This window comes from Paenibacillus humicola, from assembly GCF_028826105.1.
Lineage (GTDB): Bacteria > Bacillota > Bacilli > Paenibacillales > Paenibacillaceae > Paenibacillus_Z > Paenibacillus_Z humicola.
Genome location: NZ_JAQGPL010000001.1, coordinates 4,059,877 through 4,080,658, shown reverse-complemented (window position 1 = coordinate 4,080,658; position 20,782 = coordinate 4,059,877). Strand labels below are relative to the sequence as shown.

Annotated in this window: 14 protein-coding genes; 13 read left to right on the top strand and 1 reads right to left on the bottom strand. The window is 52.3% G+C overall.

The window, feature by feature from the left end:
* Positions 1-86: 86 nt before the first annotated feature.
* A complete protein-coding gene (locus PD282_RS18735; RefSeq protein ID WP_274652160.1) occupies positions 87-671 on the bottom strand; it encodes a hypothetical protein in 585 nt (194 codons plus the stop codon).
* A gap of 315 nt (positions 672-986) precedes the next feature.
* On the opposite strand from PD282_RS18735, the gene PD282_RS18730 reads away from it, so the two are divergent.
* The 13 genes from PD282_RS18730 to PD282_RS18670 all read left to right on the top strand — a co-directional run bounded on the left by PD282_RS18730 (position 987) and on the right by PD282_RS18670 (position 20,778).
* Positions 987-1,985 carry an ABC transporter ATP-binding protein gene (locus tag PD282_RS18730; RefSeq protein WP_274652159.1) on the top strand — a complete coding sequence of 333 codons (999 nt, stop codon included), beginning with the start codon at positions 987-989 and terminating at the stop codon, positions 1,983-1,985.
* Complete coding sequence (locus PD282_RS18725) at positions 1,982-3,076, top strand: ABC transporter permease (protein WP_274652158.1); 1,095 nt, start codon at positions 1,982-1,984, stop codon at positions 3,074-3,076. The genes PD282_RS18730 and PD282_RS18725 overlap by 4 nt, the downstream gene beginning before the upstream one ends.
* A 373-nt stretch (positions 3,077-3,449) precedes the next feature.
* Entirely contained in the window at positions 3,450-4,439 is a 990-nt protein-coding gene (locus tag PD282_RS18720) for a LacI family DNA-binding transcriptional regulator (RefSeq protein ID WP_274652157.1), read from the top strand.
* Positions 4,440-4,458: 19 nt separating this feature from the next.
* Positions 4,459-5,928 carry a serine hydrolase domain-containing protein gene (locus PD282_RS18715; RefSeq protein ID WP_274652156.1) on the top strand — a complete coding sequence of 490 codons (1,470 nt, stop codon included), beginning with the start codon at positions 4,459-4,461 and terminating at the stop codon, positions 5,926-5,928.
* 272 nt (positions 5,929-6,200) lie between these two features.
* Positions 6,201-7,940, top strand: a complete 1,740-nt coding sequence (locus tag PD282_RS18710) for a sensor histidine kinase (protein ID WP_274652155.1) — start codon at positions 6,201-6,203, stop codon at positions 7,938-7,940.
* A complete protein-coding gene (locus tag PD282_RS18705; RefSeq protein WP_274652154.1) occupies positions 7,918-9,507 on the top strand; it encodes a response regulator transcription factor in 1,590 nt (529 codons plus the stop codon). Before PD282_RS18710 ends, PD282_RS18705 begins: the two co-directional genes overlap by 23 nt.
* 117 nt (positions 9,508-9,624) lie before the next feature.
* A complete protein-coding gene (locus tag PD282_RS18700) occupies positions 9,625-11,178 on the top strand; it encodes an ABC transporter substrate-binding protein (protein ID WP_274652153.1) in 1,554 nt (517 codons plus the stop codon).
* Positions 11,179-11,244: 66 nt separating this feature from the next.
* On the top strand, positions 11,245-12,165 hold the full coding sequence (locus PD282_RS18695) for an ABC transporter permease (RefSeq protein ID WP_274652152.1): 921 nt from the start codon (positions 11,245-11,247) through the stop codon (positions 12,163-12,165).
* Positions 12,166-12,175: 10 nt separating this feature from the next.
* Positions 12,176-13,072, top strand: coding sequence for a carbohydrate ABC transporter permease (locus PD282_RS18690; RefSeq protein WP_274652151.1), 897 nt, complete (start codon positions 12,176-12,178; stop codon positions 13,070-13,072).
* 47 nt (positions 13,073-13,119) lie between these two features.
* Complete coding sequence (locus tag PD282_RS18685; protein ID WP_274652150.1) at positions 13,120-14,607, top strand: serine hydrolase domain-containing protein; 1,488 nt, start codon at positions 13,120-13,122, stop codon at positions 14,605-14,607.
* Between the two features lie 162 nt (positions 14,608-14,769).
* On the top strand, positions 14,770-15,858 hold the full coding sequence (locus tag PD282_RS18680; protein WP_274652149.1) for an efflux RND transporter periplasmic adaptor subunit: 1,089 nt from the start codon (positions 14,770-14,772) through the stop codon (positions 15,856-15,858).
* Between the two features lie 52 nt (positions 15,859-15,910).
* Complete coding sequence (locus tag PD282_RS18675; protein ID WP_274652148.1) at positions 15,911-18,781, top strand: ABC transporter permease; 2,871 nt, start codon at positions 15,911-15,913, stop codon at positions 18,779-18,781.
* A 311-nt stretch (positions 18,782-19,092) separates the two neighbouring features.
* Complete coding sequence (locus PD282_RS18670) at positions 19,093-20,778, top strand: extracellular solute-binding protein (RefSeq protein WP_420832310.1); 1,686 nt, start codon at positions 19,093-19,095, stop codon at positions 20,776-20,778.
* Positions 20,779-20,782 lie beyond the last annotated feature (4 nt).

The following is a 20,782-nucleotide window of genomic DNA, read 5'->3' as shown; positions in this document are numbered from 1 at the left end:
AAAGCAGTCGCCACAAAAAAGTTGGAGCGGAACTTTACGTCCGTCCAACTTTTTTATTTTGAGTGACTTATTTGGAAGCTCCTTTTTTATTTATTAGGATCGATAAGTGAATTGGATAGTGTAATTGTTGTTACTTTACCCTCTTTAACAATAAATGTAATTGAGGGGTGATAAAAACCCTCATCCCGTTTAGTTCCGGTAAGCCAGTAATTGACAACGTCATCCGTCATTTTATGGCTTTGAGCAATAGATGGATACGCAGCCAGGATATCTTTATCGCTGCTTCCAATGCCAATGTTCTTATCGGTTTTGAGACGGGATCCTTGGTTAAGCAATATGTCTACAACCCCGCCAACGGGCCCTGTTTCACCATTACGGTAAAAGCTAATGATGGTATGATCATGATCATAAAACCATCGGATGTTCGGGGTTCCGCCTCCTCCATTTATGATTTTTACCGGTTTTCCGAGAAGATTTTTGACTTGTTCCTGCGTATCTCCGATGTGTGTCCCGCCTATAGAGGTGTTATCTTTCGTTACAGGACCTGCACCAGCAGCATTCATATTATCAACAATCCTGGGATTTGGTCCTTTTGTAGCACTGGAGTTATTGCTTGAACAGCCGGCCATTAAAAGAAAAGTACACAAGATAACGGCAACTGCTTTTAACATGCTCATCATTCGCCTCCTCGATAATTTTCAATTATTATTGACATCCATTCCATAGGAAAAGTTGCATACTATTGGAAAAAAATCGCAATGCACAACCGAAGAGGTTATTATATCAGCGATGGAACCGATCCAACGCTTGGTTTCGTTTTTAGGCGATCCGCTCGAGGGGAGAATAGCGCAACTTTATGTTGGTCATTAACGTCTTTAATATGGGCATATTTGCAAACTTTTCCTGCGTCGTCTTTTTCTTGCCGCGGCGAGAAGGTTTCGCTATGCTGAAGATATTAACCAAGTTAAAAAAGGCAGGGAGCTACCATGGACTACGGTATGGAGTACGGGTCGGCATCCTCGTCTGTTCCGGCTACCGCGAAATCCGTTATTACGGCCCAGGGCTTAGTAAAGCGATACGGCGATTTTACGGCAGTAGACGGTGTCAGCTTCGAGGTGAAGCAGGGCGAAGTATTCGGTCTGCTCGGACCGAACGGAGCTGGGAAAACGACGACAATGGAAATGATCGAGGGCTTGCGCAGGCCCGACGGAGGCTCCGCCAAGGTGGCCGGCTTCGATACGCTGGGGCAGCTCGATAAGGTGAAAGCGGTGATCGGTGTTCAGCTTCAATCGACTTCGCTGTTCGACCTGCTGACGGTGAAAGAAATTACCGAGATGTACGCGAGCTTTTACAAAAGCTCTGTTCCCATCGAGCCTCTCCTTGACAGCATGATTCTACGGGAAAAACTGAACGGACGAGTCAAGGGACTGTCAGGCGGCCAAAAGCAGCGACTCGCCATCGCGCTCGCCCTCGTGAACGATCCGCTCGTGCTTTTCCTGGACGAACCGACGACGGGACTCGATCCGCAGGCGCGAAGGACGCTGTGGGATATCATTCTGCGGCTAAAGAACGAAGGAAAAACGATTATCTTATCTACGCACTACATGGATGAAGCGTATATCCTGTGCGACCGCATCTGTCTCATGGACCGGGGACAAATCATCGCCCTCGATACGCCTCAAAACCTTATTCGCAGCCTGTCCTCCGAGAACGCCATCGAATTCCGCGTCCCGGATTGGGACGAGCGAAGCCCGGGCGAGCAGGCCCGGCTGAAATCGTTTCTTTCGTCGGTGGAGCATATCTCCAGCATGGAGGAGCGCAAAAACATGTTCATCCTTTATACCGACAATCTCCAGGCGTCTCTTACCGGACTGATCCAACAAGCCGACGCCGAGGGGCTGCGGCTGACGGACCTGAGCACCCGCACCGCCACGCTTGAAGATGTGTTCATCCATATGACGGGAAGGAGCCTCAGGGAACAATGAAAGCCTATTTCAAGCTCACGCTGGCACAGCTTCGCCTTTTTTCGAGAAACCGGCAGGTGCTGTTCTTTTCTCTGATATTTCCTATCCTCCTGATGGCCGCTCTCGGCTCCTTTCTCGGGAATGGTAATTCAGTCAATCTGAACGGTGTCGTCATTGATCAAGACCATAGTGAGGCTTCGAAGAAGGTTGTCGAAGCCTTTCGAGATCAGAAGACGCTGAAGCTGGATGCGGCTCCATCGGAGCAGGAAGCGCTGGAAGAGCTGAAGCGGGGCGACGAACAGCTGGTCGTCGTTGTTCCTGAGGGATATAGCGAGCAGCTGCAGGCGGGCGGCGGAAGCCCGGCCAAGCTTAAGGTCTATTACGACGAAAAAAATATGGCTGTCTCCCAGCTCGGAATCACCTTCGTGAACGGGGTCGCCGACGGCATCAGCAAGTCGATCGTCCATTATGTTCCGGCCGTTACGGTCGATGCTGAGCCGCTTCAATCTCTTGGTCTTCGTTACATCGATTTCCTCGTGCCGGGTATTGTTGCCATGATGATTATGTCCAACAACCTGAACGGCGTGGCCGGACAAATCGCCTCCTGGCGCGAACGCGGCGTCCTCCGCCGCATGCAAAGCACGACGCTCAAGGCGCGCACGTTCATTGCCGCGCAAATTACGGCCCGTTTGCTGCTAAACGGAACGCAGGCGGTAATCGTTCTGCTGGTCGCCCGGCTCATGTTTAAAGTAAAGGTTACGGGGTCTTGGCCGCTTCTGCTGCTGCTGGTCATTCTGGGGACGCTCGTCTTCATGTCGATCGGCTTCATCATCGCCGGTCTGGCGAAGACGCCGGAGAGCGCCGGGCCGATTGCGGGGCTCATTTCGTTCCCGCTTATGTTTCTCGGGAACGTGTTTTTCCCGGTGAAGAACATGCCTTCGTTCCTTCAACCGTTCGTCAAGTCGCTGCCGATCACGCATCTGTCGGACTCGCTGCGCGAAGTGATGAACGTCGGCACCGGATTCGGCGGCTTGTGGGGAAATGTGCTCCTGCTTGCCGCTTGGGCCGTCGCGGCGTTCACGGTCGCTAGCTTTACGTTCAAATGGGAGTAAAGGAGCACCGCAAAATGAGACGATGAAATGACAGCGATTGACCGAAGAAGTCAAGCCGTATGAGAGGCCGCTTTCCGTGGAGAGCGGCTTATTGTGCTTCGGTTGGGACGCCTCTTGGCAGAGCCCGGCTTATGAAATCTCCGAGAACGATTTTGAAATCGCGGCTGAAAACAGCAGGATTACGATAGACTAACGGATGCGCTTAAACGATCGTCTGAGTGAAGGAGGATGGAAAACACTCGAATCCTCGAATTGGATAGTATGATAACCGGTTGACATCTTTTATGTTAACCGGTTATCATATAAAGCGGCCAAGGCTGAAATAGCCGGAACGAAAGCTTATAATGGGTTAAAAAAACAAGGTGGTTGTACCATGCCCAAGCTAAAAGATGTGGCGGAGAAGGCGGGGCTGTCCGTTACCACGGTTTCCCGCGTGCTCAACAACCGGGGATACATCAGCCGGGAGACAAGGGATAAGGTATATCGGGTCATGAAAGAGCTGAATTACCAGCCGAACGAGATGGCTCGCGCATTGTTTCGCAAAAAATCGAATATGATCGGTCTCATTATACCTGCGGTATCCCATCCTTTTTTTGGGGAGCTGGCTTATCAGCTGGAGTATTACGCCGATCAATGCGGATATAAGCTGCTGCTCTGCAATTCCAACCGCGATATCGCCAAGGAACACAAGTATATTGACATGCTCAAGAAGAACCAGGTGGACGCCATCATTATGGGCAGCTCGGTATTGAATGTCGAACACTATCTTCATTTGGAGTTGCCGATCGTATCGTTCGACCGTTCCATAGCCGGAAATATTCCGATCGTCACTTCCGACAATTTGCTGGGCGGCAAGCTCGCGACGCAGCTACTGCTCGACAAAGGGTGCAGGAAACCCGTATTCGTGTACCGCGGAGTCGGCGGTCCGCATCATCAGGCTTTACTGGCGAACGGAAGAGCGCAGGGATATGAAGCAGTGATGAAAGCGGCCGGAATCGAACCTGATCTCTTGCAGCTGAAAGCATCCGCCGAAGACGATAGCGAGGAAATACCGGAAATGATTCATTTCTTTCAACAGCGGCCGGAAGTGGATGGCGTTTTCGCCAGCAGCGATTTGGTCGCCGCAGAAGTCATTCAAGCCTGCAGCCGGCTTAGGAAGCGTATTCCGGATGATATGAAAATTGTCGGCTATGACGATGTAAGGATTGCATCCTTGCTATCGCCGCAGCTTAGTACTGTCAGGCAGCCGATTCGCGAAATGTGCGAATGCACCCTTCAATTGGTCGCCAAGCTGCTCGAAGAGGAAGAAGTCCCCAAGATCAATACTTTTCCGGTCACTTTGATTGAAAGGGAAACGACTTGACAAGAAAGGAAATTCAGAGATGACAAACAACACGAATTCGCTGCCGCGGAGCCTCCCGGAAGAGCAAGGCATTTCTTCCGCTTCCCTGCTGACTTTCCTGGAGGAGATCGAGCGGCGACAGCTCGAACTCCACGGTTTGATGATTCTGCGTCATGGTCATATCGTTGCCGAGGGCTGGTGGAAGCCCTATCGGCCCCAGATTCCGCATGCCGTTTATTCCATCACCAAGAGCTTTACTTCGATTGCGGCGGGATTTGCCGTTCAGGAGGGCTTGATCGCCGTAAAGGACCGCGTGCTGACATATTTTCCCGAGATGAATACGCATGAGCTTAAGGAGAACATGCGAGACTTAACAATCAGGAACCTTCTGACCATGACGACCGGCCATCAAACGGATACGGCCAGATTCGGGGTCACGCCGGATTTTTTGAACCATGCTGCGGAAGTGCGGGTTGGCGACCGGTACGACGGCGATTATGTGCGAGGCTTTCTAGAGCTTCCCCTCCAAAAGGCCCCGGGCACCTGGTTCCTTTATAACAGCGGGGCGAGTCATCTGCTGGGCGCCATAGTGGAGCGCGTGACGGGCGTCCGTCTGGTCGATTATTTGCAGCCCCGGCTGTATGAACCGCTGGGAATCGGAAAACCGTCATGGGATCGGGCACCTAACGGAGGAAATACGGGCGGGTGGGGACTGCGGCTGAAGACGGAAGATCTTGCGCGGTTCGGACAATTTCTCCTGAATAAAGGCGTATGGAACGGGGAGCGGCTCTTGCCGGCCGCTTGGATCGAAGAAGCGACCTCCTGCCAGGTTCCGAATGCGACCGAAACGGGCAATACCGATTGGATTCAAGGCTACGGCTATCAGTTTTGGAGATGCCGGCACAATGCTTACCGGGGAGACGGGGCATTCGGACAATATTGCATCGTGATGCCCGATCAAGATGCGGTAATCGCGATAAACGGCGGCCTGCAAGATATGCAAGGGGTGCTGGATGCGGTATGGGAGCATGTGCTGCCTGCCATGAAGGGACCGCAATTCGAAAGCGATCCTACCGAACAGGAAAAGCTTGTCCGAAAGCTGGGTTCCTTGGAGCTGGGCGATAAGTATTCCATGGGGAAATCCGTATGGACAGGAACGAAAACATACAGGCTCCATGAAAATGAGCAGGGCCTGAAGCGGATCTCGCTCACGTTTGCAGATGACCGCTGTGTATTTGAATGGCTGGACGGCCATGGCGCGCACAGCCTGGCATGCGGCTTGGATAACTGGATCACGGCAAATCGGTCCGGCAAATCGGTCGCGGTCAAAGGAGGATGGCGGGATGCGGAAACTTTCGCGATGTACGTCTACCAGGTCGATTCCCCGCACCATGACCGTTTAACGTTTCGCTTTAACGAGGATACCGTAACCGTTCAACACAGTCATTTAAATTTCGCCGACGTGAAACACGAGTTTATCGGCGCTGCGGTTAAGGACTCTTCGGTATAAGTCTATCTAAGATTAACGTGCACGGCAGGAAGCCAAATTATACCCTATAACCCCATTCCTGTGCGATGTTCGGCAAGAGCAAACGGGCAAATGCTTGATTTCGGGTATCCGCTGTCCGACCGTCTATAAACGTGAAATATCTCAGGCGCCTGCGGGCGCCTCTTTTGGCGATACTTGGAACGGTGGTTTTACGGAAAAAGCGCTGTCGAAAGCTTATAATAAAACGGGGTCGGTTCTTTAATCAGACGGAAAAATGTAAAGGGGAAGCGGTTATGATGAACGAAATCAACCGGAATTCGCTCGTCTTCAAATTTTCGTTTCGAATCGCGTTAATACTGGCCGTTCTACTCACCGTTCTCATCACGAGTAATATCTATTCCTTTAATGTCGTCAAAGCGAATTTGATCCGCAATGCAAATTATACGATGGCCATTCACATCAACAATATCCAGAATGTCCTGAAAACAGCCTCGAAGGATTTAAACGAAATATTCGAGAATAGTTTGGAAACGATTTCGATTTACCCGGAATTAAACGCGAATCAGCAATATTTTGAAACCTTGAAGCTGAGGGACGATTTGGCCGGCAAGCTTTCAAGCAACGATAACCTGGATCTGCTGTTTGTCGCGATACACCATTCCGATTTGATCCTGGCCGAATTTAGTAAACGGCTTCCGACCAGCGAAAAATTGGCGCTGAATGACGCCATTCAAAAGGGAAAGTTGACGCCCTCAAAGGCGTCGGGTTCCAGATGGACGGTTGTTCGAACAAAGGGGAATTCGTACCTGGCCCAGATTTATCGGACGCCCAGTATGACATTCGGCGTATTGATCAAAGCCGATACGCTGATGGCGGCCGTCAAGTCGGCAGCCGACAAGCAAAATCAATATGTTTTGCTGGACTATGGAGGAAACCTGATTTACGCCTCCGATCCTTCCTTTGTACGGAACGAATTGCCGGTTCATTTGCAGCGTCCTGTCGAAAAACAAAGGGGAAAGTACGTCATTTCGGAGAAAATCCCCGAGTTTGGCGGGTTGGCGAACATTATCGAAACGAAAGGCATGTTCTCGGGACTGGCGTTTATCCAATGGCTCATTATCGCGCTCGGCGTGGTCTCCCTGTTCATCGTTCCGACCGCTTTATGGCGGCTTTCGCGCGAAATTATCATTCCCGTTCTAGCGCTTGTTAAAGCGACGAAGGAGGTGGAGAAAGGGAACTGGGACTACCGGATGCCGAAGGCGCCGGCGTCGTTAGAATTCACCAAATTATACAATTCCTTCTCTTCCATGGTTCAGGAAATCAAAACGCTGAAAATTCATTCGTACGAAGAAAAATTGGAGCGAAACAAAGCGGAGCTGAAATATTTGCAAATGCAGATCAAGCCGCATTTTTATCTGAATGCGATCACAACGATTTCAAGCTTGACCTACCAGGACAAAAATGAAGAAATCCGGAAACTGATCCATCACTTGTCGAAATATTTACGATATATGTTCAAAGGCGGATTGGTGAACGTCACCCTCCAGGAAGAAATCGAGCATGTGAAAAACTACATTCACCTGCAAGAGATTAAATTTCCGAATCAAATTTTTTATGCGATGGATATTGACCGGAGATTGGAACAGCAGCAGCTGCCGCAATTTTTGATCCAAACCTTCGTTGAAAATATTTTCAAGCATGCATGGTCGGATGGAAAAATGCTGTCGATCTTCATTCAAGCGACCCTCTCGGCGGATCATGAAGGTTCTTGGATCAAATTGCGGATTGAGGACAACGGCGAAGGTTTTCCGAAGGAAATCATGAACGAAGTCAATGCCGATGCTGTAACTGAGCGAGCGTCGAGCGACCAGATCGGCATTCAAAATATTAAGAAAACGCTGAGGTTATTATATAAGAAAGACGGTTTATTAAAGCTGTCTAACGACGAACCGTCCGGAGCCCGGGTGGAAATCTTGATTCCCATGTCGCACGATCTGCGGGAGGAACAACATGCAGTGTCTGTTAATCGATGACGATATCCCGACGGTGGAGGTATTGCGGGATTTTATCGACTGGAACGGTCTCGGAATCGATCATGTATACACCGCCCATAATTTTGCGGACGCCAAAGCGCTCGTGGAGCGGCATGCACCGGACATCGTCATTTGCGATATCGAGATGCCGAAAGGGTCGGGGATCGACATGATCAAATGGGTGAGGGAAAACCATTATGATTGCGCATTCCTGTTCTTTACCTGTCATGAAAGCTTTGAATTCGCTTCCACCGCGATCGCCTACGATACCGATGCCTATTTGATCAAACCGTTTGACAAACTCAAGATTGAATCGGTGCTGCGCAAGACGGTGCATTCGCTCATCAATCAAAACAAATTACAGCAATACCAGCAGTTTGGGGAGCGGTGGTTAAAAAACAAAGGGGTCGTCGAACAAAGCTTTTGGCGGGATCTCTTATTTTCCGCAATCTCCCCTCGTCCGGATTTGATCGAAGGCGAAATTCAGAAAAGAGATCTGACCTTGAATGCCGGGGATAATTATTATTTGGTCTTGGCAAGCATCTCGAAATCCGAAATCGAAGTCGCCTGGAGCGAAAGTGTATTCAAGTATGTGTTCGCCAATCTGACATCGGAAATTTTGCTCGGGGACCCGAATCCCGTACAGGTAATCAGTTATATGCACGAAAACCGGTTTTGCAACGCTGCCGTTCTTCCCGGGCATATCGCGGCCGACGAGATCCATCGCAGCTGCCGCATGCTGATCCGGTACTGCCGGGAGTTTTTCCGGTGTGCGGCGACCTGCTATGTAAGCGAGAGCATGACGATGGACAGTCTGGCGCAGACGAGAGAACGATTGGAAGCGCTCGATTTGAAAAATATGATGTACCGCGGAAAGGTTCATTCCCAGCACGATTCTCTGGAGTGCCCGCCGGGGGAGTTTTTCAAGCTTGATGCGAACGAATTGGAACAGTGGTTTATCGAGGGCGAGAAAATCAAAATCGTGAACAGGCTAAGGGATGAGCTGGAGGGTTTGATTTCCGGCAACAAGCTGGATGCGGCGGCCCTGCACGCCGTTCAACAGGATTTTACGCAGATTGTGTATGCCGTTTTAGCCAAAAACAAAATTTACGCGCACCAGCTTTTTGCCGATCCCGTCTCCTCCATGATGTTTAAAAAATCGGAACAAAGCGTCCTGGATTTGATGAAGTGGGCGGCTTATATCACCGACAAAACCGTCGATTATTTATGGGAAATCAAACAATCCGAAAGCGTTGTCGAGAAAGTGAAAGCCTTTATTCATGAAAATTATGCGCAAAATTTGAACCGGGACAGCATTGCGGCCACCGTTTATTTAACGCCGGACTACGTCGCTAAATTGTTTAGACGCGAAACCGGCATGCCGATCAAAGATTATTTGAATGAATACCGGATTCGGGCGGCCAAAGAGCTGCTCCTGCAAAGCAATGAAAGCGTGGCGGGCGTTGCGCTGCTTACCGGGTTTGACAGCATCTCCTATTTTTCCACGGTGTTCAAGAAAATAACCGGCGAAACGCCTCATGCCTTTCGAACGAAAACCAAGCGTTGAACCGTAAGCCTCCTTATTGCGGATTTCCGAAAAAACGCTGCGGATTTTTTAAAGAGAGAGCGGGCGGCGATCGCTTAAACTAAGGAAGCAGGCAAACAAAAAAGGGGAGGCAACAAGGTGAGAAAGACGACAAGAAGAACGGCATTCATTCTATTCACCGTACTTTGCATCGGCGTGCTGGCGGCTTGCGGCAAAGGGGCGGGCAATACCGGCGCGAATACGGGAGGGACGGATTCGGAGGGATCGGGCGCAAAACCGGAAAAAATCGTTTTTGCGATGCCGTCGTTCAATAATATTCCGGACGATCTCAGCAAAGTAACCGATGCCATCAACCAAATCACGACGAAAAAAATTAACGTCCAGGTCGATTTTAAAGTGTACGGCATTACGGATTATGCGCAAAAAGTCAATTTGGCCCTTCAAGGCGGGGAACAGATGGACGTTTTCTTAAGCCGCGATCAGTTTGCTTCTTATTTGTCCAAGGACCAGCTCTATCCGATCGAGGATTTGCTGGACAAATACGGACAGGATACGAAGAAGATTCTGGACAGCGACTTCGGACCGGAGCTGCTCAAAACCTCGACGTATAACGGTCATATTTACGGGATCCCCGCGAACAAAGGGATGTCCCTTCCAACGAACTTTGTGTATGACGCGGATGTGTTAAAGGAGCTCGGCTTTACGGCTGACGGCATTCACTCCGTTAACGATCTGCCCAAAATTTTCGATGCCCTGAAGAAAAAGCATCCCGATATGGTTCCGTTCGGTCCTGTCAATGTGAATCCGAGCGATACCAGCCTCATGAATTTGTTGAAGGGTACGAATGGAATCGATTATTTAACGGATGCATCCGGGGTCGGCGTCGTCGTCGGGGACAGCGGCAAAGTGGTCAACCTGTACGATACCGACATTTTCAAAAACGGCGTGAAGATGATGCGGGATTGGTACAATAAAGGTTACCTGCAAAAGGATGCGGCGACAACGTCCATTAACATGTCGGAATTGATCTCCTCGGGCAGCGGCTTTTCCTACCTGGCCGGTTACGGAGGAATGGAAGCCAACAAGGCGATCAGCGCGCAGACCGGAAAAAATATTGAAATGAAACGGATCGCTCCGTTCTATTTCGACACTTCCGCGGCGAACAGACTCGTATGGGTCATCTCCGGAGCGACGAAAGCGCCGGATGCTTCCATGAAATTCCTGAACCTGGTGTATACGGATAAAGATCTGTTAAACACGCTGCTGTACGGCATCGAAGGCGAGGACTATGTAAAGGTCGACGAGCACCACGTCAAATATCCGGACGGCTTAACGGCGGCCACGGTTCCTTACACGGCTCAGCTGTCCTCCGGCATTCTCGGTTCCGAGTCGCTGCAGTACCAGCTTGAAGGCGTGAACTGGGACGATATCGAGCTGAAAATTAAAGAAAACAAAGAATCGAAAAAATCGCCGTATTTCGGATTTATTTTTGATCCGAGCTCGGTGAAGACGGAATCCAGCGCCGTCAGCAACGTCATTTCGCAGTATCTCCCCGGTTTGGTTACCGGTTCTCTGGATCCCGATACGACCATTCCGAAGTTTGTGAAAGCGCTGAACGATGCGGGAGCGCAAACCATTATTCAAAAGAAGCAGGAGCAATTGGACAAATGGCTTGCGGAACAGCATAAATAAAGAATGCGCGTCTAAAATGGAGCTTGCAAAAGCTCCATTTTAGACCTAAAGGAGAAAGGTTCGACAATGCCGTTGAAAAGACGAACGAAAGCGGGCAATACACTGCCGCTGTTACTGGTCGCCGCTCCCGGTCTGCTGTATCTTCTCATCAACAATTACATTCCGATGCTTGGAATTTTTATCGCGTTTAAAGATATCAATTTCGTCAAGGGAATTTTTGGAAGCGATTGGGTCGGGTTCGACAACTTCAAGTTTCTGTTCAAAACCACCGATGCGTTTATCATGACAAGAAACACCCTGCTGTACAATCTCGCCTTTATCGTCATCGGTACCGTTTGTTCCCTGTTTATCGCCATCCTGATGTCGGAGCTGCTGGGCAAAACGTACGCGAAGCTGTTCCAGTCCGGCCTGGTGCTGCCGAACCTGATTTCGATGGTTATCGTTTCCTATTTGGTGTTTGCATTCCTGAACGCGGACAGCGGATTCGTCAATCATTCCATTTTGAGGCCCCTCGGCCTAACGGAATTAAACTGGTATTCGGAGCCCAAGTATTGGCCCTTCATCCTGGTGATCGTCGAGCTGTGGAAAAGCGCGGGATTCGGTTCCATCGTCTATTTCGCTTTCATTGCCGGCATCGATAAAAGCATCTATGAAGCGGCGAAGATCGACGGCGCCGGGAAGCTCAAGCAAATTTTCGGGATTACGCTGCCGATGCTGACGCCGACCATTATTTTGCTTGGACTGCTCGCGGTCGGCCGGATTTTCAATTCCGATTTCGGCCTGTTCTACCAAGTGCCGATGAATTCGGGCGCCCTGTACAGTACGACGCAAACGATCGACACGTACGTCTACCGGGCGCTGATCCAGCTGAACGATGTCGGCATGTCCGCGGCAGCCGGGCTGTATCAGTCCGTTGTCGGATTTATTCTCGTCATTGTCGCGAATGCGATTGTCCGGAAAGTCAACGCCGACAACGCGCTGTTCTAGGAGGAAAATCATGATCATTCAAACTGCCGGAGAGCGCGCGTTCAGAACCTTCTCCGCAGCCGTTATGTCGCTTGTCACCCTTACGGCCTTTTTGCCGTTCATCCTGATTCTCGTATCTTCTTTCACGGACGAGAAAATCCTGGTCTCGAAAGGATTCGGGTTTTTTCCGGAGAAGCTGAGCGTGGACGCCTATATTTACATGTTCGGCAATATCACGACCTTTGCAAGGGCGTACGGCGTTTCCATTTTCGTCACGTGCGTGGGGACCGCGTTAAGTCTGCTTATCACGACCATGCTCGCCTATCCGATGTCGAGAGGGGATTTTAAGTACCGCAATGTCCTGGCGTTTGCGGTGTTCTTCACGATGCTGTTCAGGGGAGGCGTCGTACCTTCTTATATCATGTGGTCGAAATATTTTTCGATCAAGGATACGCTGTCGGCCCTGATTTTTCCGAACTATTTGATGAACGGCTTTAATGTTTTGCTCGTCCGCAATTACTTTAAACACAGCGTTCCGTTCGACTTGGTCGAATCGGCGCAGCTGGACGGAGCTTCGGAGATCAAGATCTATTATAAAATCATGCTGCCGCTTTCCATACCGGTCATGGCTACAATCGGCTTGTTTACGGCCTTGATGTATTGGAACGACTGGATCAATGCCTTGTATTACATTTCAAAGCCGCAGTATTACGGTATCCAAAATCTATTGATCCGGCTGATGAACAACATCCAATATTTGAAGTCCAGCGAAGCAAGCAGCATGCTGGGCTCCAACGTGATGGAGCTTCCCAGCAATGCGGTGCGAATGGCGATGGCGGTGGCCGGCGTGCTGCCGATCGTGATCGTGCTGCCGTTCCTTCAGAAATATTTGACCAAAGGCGTGGTTATCGGCGCTGTAAAAGGATAACCGGGCGGGACAAGTCTGCAAATGGATCTGTTGAAGGAGATGTTTTGATGGCCAGATCAGAACTTGAGCGAGTGACGCCGGAATCCGTCGGAATTCCGAGTGCGACGATTGACAAGCTGCTTACCGCGCTCGAGCATTCGGGAACCGAAATGCACGGAATCATGATTATCCGGCACGGCAAAGTAGCCGCCGAAGGCTGGTGGAGTCCGTATGCGCCAGGCATGATGCACAGCCTGCACTCCCTCACGAAAACCTATGCCGCGACCGCCGTATGCCTCGCTATTGACGAAGGCTTGGTCAGGCTGGATGACCGGCTGATCGATCTATTCCGGGAAGAGGCGCCGTCCGAAATCAGCGAAAATTTGAAGCTGCTGACGGTCAGAGACGTATTGTGCATGGGATGCGGTATGGAAGCCATGCCGTCGCCAAGCGAAGATTGGATCCGGGACTTTTTGGCAACGCCGGTTGTCCATAAGCCGGGAACGGCTTTTATGTACAACAGCGCCGGATCGAATATGCTCGGTGCGATCGTGAGGAAAGTTTCCGGAGTCGGGCTCCATCAATTTCTGAAGCCCCGATTGTTCGATAAGATCGGCATTGACGGCGACCGGTTCAAATGGCTGTGCTTGCCGGACGGCCTGGAAGCGGGAGGAGGAGGAGGCTTCGCGACGACCGAGGACAATGCGCGGCTGATGATGCTCTATTTGCAAAACGGCGTCTGGGACGGCGAGCGGGTTCTTTCGGAGGAACTCGTGCATATGGCGACCACTCTGCAAAATTCGACGTCCGCGAACTTGAACGGAATCCCGGATTGCCGGCTCGGCTACGGGTTTCAAATGTGGATGTGCCGGCCTGCCGGAGCTTACCGGGCCGATGGAGCCATGGGGCAATATTCCCTTGTATTTCCGGATCTGGATATGGTCGTTTCCTTGAACGAAACGGCCAGGTACCCGGAATCCGTGCAGCAGGTACTCGATATCGTCTACTGTGTGCTGCTTCCGGAAACGGCAAGCGGCCCTTTGCCCGAAAATCCGGTTTCCTGCCGGGCGCTGCGGCGCCGCTTGCAGTCGCTGGCTGTCGCCCGCTGCCCGTATTCGCCTTATTCCCCGCTAACCGGGCACATCAGCGGCAAGCGGTTTACCGTAGCCGAAGGCGATATCCCTTTTATGGCCGAATACGCTGCGATGACCGGGCATCGAAACGGGACGGCAGCTTCCTTTTGCCTTGTCTTCGAGCCGGACCGCTGTTTGCTGGAAATCGCCGTAGGCGCCGACCGCTTCCGCATCGAAGCGGGCATGGACGGCAATGACGCCATGAACCGGATCGATATCGGGCAGCCTTTTCAGAAAGTGGCTGCCGCGGGCTGGTGGGAAAACGACAACAGCTTTCGGATACAGTTCAGATGGGTGGAAACCTGCATCGTAAAAACGGTAAAATTCAGTTTTAATCTGAATGAAGCGGACATCGTCACGGAAAAACGGAAAATAGGCGTTTTCGATGAGGAGCCTGTCTGGGCCAAGGCTTCAATGATATGAATATCGGATTCACACCGTTAAAGCCGGAATGCCGGCTTTATTTTTTTTGTCTGCTTTTAAAGCGCAATCTTGCAGCATCTATTCTTTGCCCGGTTGACGCTCGGTAACGGGAATCGTAACCTAAGAAATGGAAAGTTAATGGGCTTGGCTGGAGCTCGTCGCATGGGGATCATGTTATCGCATTGGAGGATGGATCAATTGTATCGCAGACGTTCCATGAGAATTCCCTTCGTTCTCCGGTGGACGATGGGGGCCGTAATGCTGGCGGCGGCGCTTGTCCTTGCGGGCTGTTCGCTGCTTCCCGTCGAAGACGATAGGCTTCAGCCGCCGCTCGTTCAGCCGGTACAGGAAAAGCTGGACGTCGTGACGGCGGCCAGAGGAAACATTCAAACCTCGCTTAAAGGAACGGCGACTTTTGTTTCCGCGAATGTCAAGTCGCTTTCGTTCAAAGAATCCGGCGGGCGGTTAAAATCAATCGACGTGACGGTCGGCGATCAGGTGAAGGCCGGCGATTTGCTTGTGGAATTGGAAACGGGCGATTTGGATTACCAGATTCGCCTGCAGCGGCTGAGCGTTGAGCGCGCGCAGCTGCTTTACAGTCAGGCGCAGGCATCCGGAGTAAGCGCATTTGATCTGCACCTGAAGGAGCTTGATTTGAAGCGGGAGAAACTTACGCTGGAGGAGATGGAAGGCCGTCTCGGAAATGCGCGGCTTTATGCGCCGATCAGCGGTATCGTGACGTTCATTGAAGCGCTGAACGCCGGAGACGCCGTTAACGCCTACCAGCCAATTGTGACCGTTGCCGATCCGTCCCGCATCCTGCTGACGTACGTGGCCGCGAATACGAAGGATTTGCTTCCGGTCGAGGCGGGGATGCCCGTCGAACTCAGGTATAAAGGAAAGGATTATAAGGGCAAAGTCGTTCAGTCTCCTTCCAATGTGCCCCTCTCCGCGGACAAGACCAGGGCGGACCGGAATGCGGCGACAATTATAATGAGCATGAACGATGCGCCTGCCGGAATCCGGGTCGGCGACGTCGCCGACATGAGCATTGAGCTTCAGCGGCGGGAGAATGTCATCGTGCTGCCGCGATCGGCGATACGCTCTTACCTCGGGCGCAATTACGTACAGGTCGCCGAAGATGGCGATCGCCGCAAGGAAGTCGATGTCGAGGTCGGACTGATGACGCCGACCGAAGCGGAGATCGTGCAGGGATTGAAGGAAGGCGAGAAGGTCATCCTGAACAATTAACCAATCACCGTGCAATGCCCGGGCCGCCGGGCTCAAGGGATGGGGTGCGCGCATGGCTTTATGGACGATGATTTTCCGCAAGATGGCAAAAAACAAATGGCTGGAGCTGAATCTGTGGTTCGGCCTGACCGTATGCGTCGCTTTGTTCAGTTCCATGCCGCTCTATTCCCACGCGATCCTGCAGCGGACACTGCTTAAAGAACTGCAGAGGGTGCAGACCGAAAACGCCGAATACCCGGGCTTCGTTCGCATCAGCACGACCAATTCGTCGTCGAAGATGGACCGGAAAACGATCGAGGCCATTTCCCGGGCCGACCGGTTCGCGCAGACGATCCCGCAGCGAATGGGCCTGACGGCGTTATCGTCCTACCGGATGCGGGCCACGCAGAAAATGAAGGTTTACGGCGCCGATTCTTCCGAACAGGAGCGGCAGTCCCAGAAAACGTTCGGCGCTTTCAAGTCTCTGTCCGACGTGGAGAAGCGCGTACGCCTGGTTGACGGAAGGCTGCCGAAGGACCGTAACGACGGCATTTTCGAAGCGCTTGTCACGCAGGACTTTTTGTTCAAAACGAAGCGGGAGCTCGGACAGGAGCTTATTGCGGAATCAACGGACGAGATCAGATTCCGTGTGATACCGGTCGGCATCATCGAGACGAATCCGGCTGCCGACCCGTATCTGCCTTATGTGACGACCGAGGACGGCGACGGCTTCATCATCCCGTTCGTACAGTTCGAGCGGGAGTTTACGAACGGCGGCAGGGCGAGGGTTTCCGACCTGGAATGGCGCTTCGCGCTCAATTACGAACAGCTCGCCGTGGACAATATCGGCCGTTTCGTCACGGCGGACCGGGACATTCGGCGCTATTTCACGGGGCGTCTCGGCGCTGCCGAGATTCATGTCCCGGCCAGCAGGACGGTTCAGTCGTTTCAAGGCAAACAGGAGAAGCTTGACGTGACGCTGTTGTCGCTGTATTCCCCCGTCATGCTGATGCTGGCCTTTTATTTATATATGGTCGCCAATCTCATCGTCGAAAGGCAGAAAACGGAAATTTCCGTTCTGCGCAGCCGCGGGGCCAGCCGTCTGCAGATTATGACCGCATATATGACGGAAAGCTTGCTCCTCGGACTTTGCGCGCTGGCAACGGGCCCTTTTCTGGGCGTCTTGTTTACGAAGATGCTCGGCGCTTCGAACGGTTTTCTGTCGTTCGTGCAGCGTTCCGCGCTTGAAGTCAGCTTAAGCGGCAGCGCCGTTAAGCTCGCGGCGATCGCGGTGGCCGGGGCAATCGCGCTCATTCAGATCCCGGCGATGCTGGCGACGAGAGTCAGTATCGTCGGCCGCAAACAGCAGATGGCGCGCCTGACCAGGATGTCGTTCTGGCACAAGACCGGGCTGGATATCCTTCTCGTCTGCCTGTCGCTGTATCTGCTTTATAATTTCCATAACCGGCAGGAGGATTTGAAGCGGCTGGCGCTGGATGCCGACGCTCTCCAGCCGGATCCGCTGTTATTTCTGATGCCGGCTCTGTTCGCGCTCGGCGGCGGACTGTTTATTCTTCGAATTTACCCGTGGTTCATCCGTCTCGTTTTTTGGGCGGGACGAAAATGGTGGCCGCCGGCGCTCTACCATACGCTTATCCAGATCAGCCGGTCGTCCGGACAATATTTGACGATTCAAGTATTTCTGATCATGACCGTCGCCACGGGTCTCTTCAGCGCCAACGCGGCTCGGACGATCAACGATAACATGGAAAACAAAATCAAATATGACGTCGGCGCGGATATCGCATTGACAACGCGATGGGAGAGCGATGCTCCGCCTTCATTTGGGTATCCGCCCGGCCAGCAGCAGGACGTAACGAATGTCTCTGCAGCGAATCGAGTGCAGTATACGGAGCCTCCCTTCCAACCGTTCCGCGATCTGGAAGGGGTGGATGCGGCCGCCAAGGTATTCCGGAAGGAGAAAGCAAGATTCAGCGCCGGTCGCAGCAATACGTCCGGCAGCGCGACGCTTTTTGGAATCGACACGGTGGATTTCGGCAGGACGGCATGGATGAAAAACGGGCTGCTCGATCATAAATTTTTCAATTATTTGAATCTGATCGCGACGAATCCGCGGGCGGCGCTGATTTCGCGTTCGCTTGCCGATACGGCAAAGATCAAGCCGGGCGATCCGATTTACGTTTCCTGGGACGGTCTCGACTCTGCGGTATTTACCGTATACGGTATCGTCGACTATTGGCCGAGCTGGAACCCGCTGCCGGCTTCTTCCGATCATACGGATGGAGGGCGGCCCGAAGAGCCCCATCTGATTGTGGGCCATCTGGGCACGATCCAGAACCGGCTAGGGGTCGAGCCGTACGAAGTATGGCTGAAGCTGAAGGACGGCGTTTCCAGCCGGCTCATTTACGAGCAGCTGGCGAAGCTGAACATACCGGTCACCGGCCTCCGCGACGCAAAACAGGAGCTGGTCGAATCCAAGAACGATCCGTTCAGGCTGGCGATTAACGGGGTGATGACGCTGGGCTTCGCGATCTCCATGCTGATCAGCTTCTTCGGCTTCCTGCTTTTCTGGGTCATGACCATGTCCGGCCGGACGCTCCAATACGGGGTGCTGCGGGCTATGGGAATTTCGTTCCCGCAGGTCGCCGGCATGCTCGTCAGCGAACAGCTGCTTACGTCCGGCGCGGCCGTCGCCATCGGCGTCCTTGTCGGCAATCTGGTCAGCGAGCTGTTTGTGCCTCTCTTCGAAATGTCCTTCGCCGCAAAAGATCAGGTGCCGCCGTTCCAGATCGTTTATCGGCTCGGCGATTATATGCGGCTCTTCGGCATCGTCGGCTTCATGCTGACGACCGGCCTGCTCATACTCGGCTTCCGCCTGCTGCGGATCCGGATTGCCCAGGCGCTGAAGCTGGGGGAGGAGTAACCTCTCCATTACGGCGGATTCGCCAAAATTTACAATACGGCGGACCTCGAATTCGGATCGGAATAACAGCATCGTCATGCACGTCAATGAGGCAGACGAACCCTGAAATAAGTCCGCCTCATGGATTACTTTTCCAATCAAATATTGTAAGATTAAGGGGGGGCATACTTGTCCCCCCTCTTGACGTTATTTCAGAATCCGTAAAAATCGGGTAACAAAATCAAGAGATGTGTCTTGTCTTGACAGGGAACAATACGGATAATGATTAAAATCGAATGTTGTTCCGAAAGGCTACATCCGTGCAGGGGGTCATGATGAGCAAGGTGAATGCTAAGGCCAAGGCGATTGTTGCTGCCGTTTCGACCGCTCTCATCCTTTCGGGGTGTTTCCGGGACGGCAGAGACCAGGAGATCTCCAGCGAACCGGAACATGAAACGGCTTATCAGGATCCGGCTTTAAGCCGATACAATCCTCCCGCCCGGCTGACGTTCGTTAGAGAAACAAGCGACGGCCTGGACGATTTGATCCGGCAATTGCCGGGCGAAACGCTGGAGGATAACAGATGGAGCCGTCTTTACGAACAGGTGCTGGGCATTAAAATCAAATACGATTGGACCGCCAAGGGCGATTCGTACCGGCAGAAGTTTGGCGTTACGCTTGCATCCGGCGATATTCCCGACGTTGTTCGCGTCAATGCGCAGCAGCTGCGGCAGCTCAGCAACGCCGGGTTAATTCAGAATCTGTCCGCTGCATACGACGCCTATGCTTCGCCATTTACGAAGCAAATTTTGAGCCAGGAAGGAACCGGCCCTTTCGAGGCGGCGACGATCGACGGCAGGCTGATGGGAATACCGGAAACGTCCTCTTCCATCGAAGGCGCCATGTTTTTATGGATCCGCACGGATTGGCTGAACCGGCTCGGTTTAAAGCCGCCGAAAACGATCGGCGATGTCTTGGCAATTTCGAAAGCGTTTACAGAACGGGATCCGGATCGGAACGGCAAGCAGGATACGTTCGGTCTTGCCGTGAGCAATTACTTGTGGGACCCGGTGGCGGGCGTTTCGGGATTCATGGCGGGATTTGGGGCGTTTCCGAATTTATGGATTAAAGACGGCTCCGGAAAGCTCGTATTCGGGGGAATTCAGCCCGAAGTGAAGACGGCATTGAAAGCGCTTCAGGATCTGTACCGAAGCGGTCAAATCGACGGCGAATTCGGCTTTAAGGACGGGGCCAAGGTTCAAAAGCAGGTCGCCGACGGAAAAATCGGGATGGCTTACGGGCAGCAGTGGAGCTCGTTTTGGGTTCAGCCAAGCCGCCAGCAGGATCCGAATGCCGAGTGGCAGGCCTTCCCGATCGTCTCGGTTTCGGGCGAAGCGCCGAAGGTACCGCTTCCGTTCACGACCAGTAATTTTTTTGCCGTCAAACAAGGCTACCCCCATCCCGAAGCAATCGTCAAAATGATTAATTTGCATCTGGAGAAAAACTGGGGGAAAACGGCCGATTATGAAACCTACTACAGCACCCCGCTTCCCGTATGGGAATTATCGCCGGTAACGCCGTATCCGGCCCGGAAAAACCTGGACGCCTATCGTCAGCTCGACAAGGCTCGCCGGACCGGCAGCGCTTCTATACTCAAGGACGAAGCCAGGGCGATTCAAAAAAACATCGATACCTATAGGTCCGGAAATCAGGATAAAGAATTGGGGTGGGGATGGGAGCGTACCTACGGCCCGTCGGGCGCCTTTGCGATCCTGGACCATTACGAGAAAAACAACCAGTTATTATATGAAAGCTTCGTCGGCGCCCCGACGGAAACGATGATCGAAAAACAGTTTATTTTGGACGATTTGATGAATGACTCGTTTATGAATATTATTCTCGGCAGGCCTGTCGATGACTTCGACCGGTTCGCCCGGGAATGGCGGCGATTAGGCGGGGACCAGATTACGGCGGAAGTCAACGCGTGGTATTCGAAAAAAGGAAATGAAGCAAAATGAACGG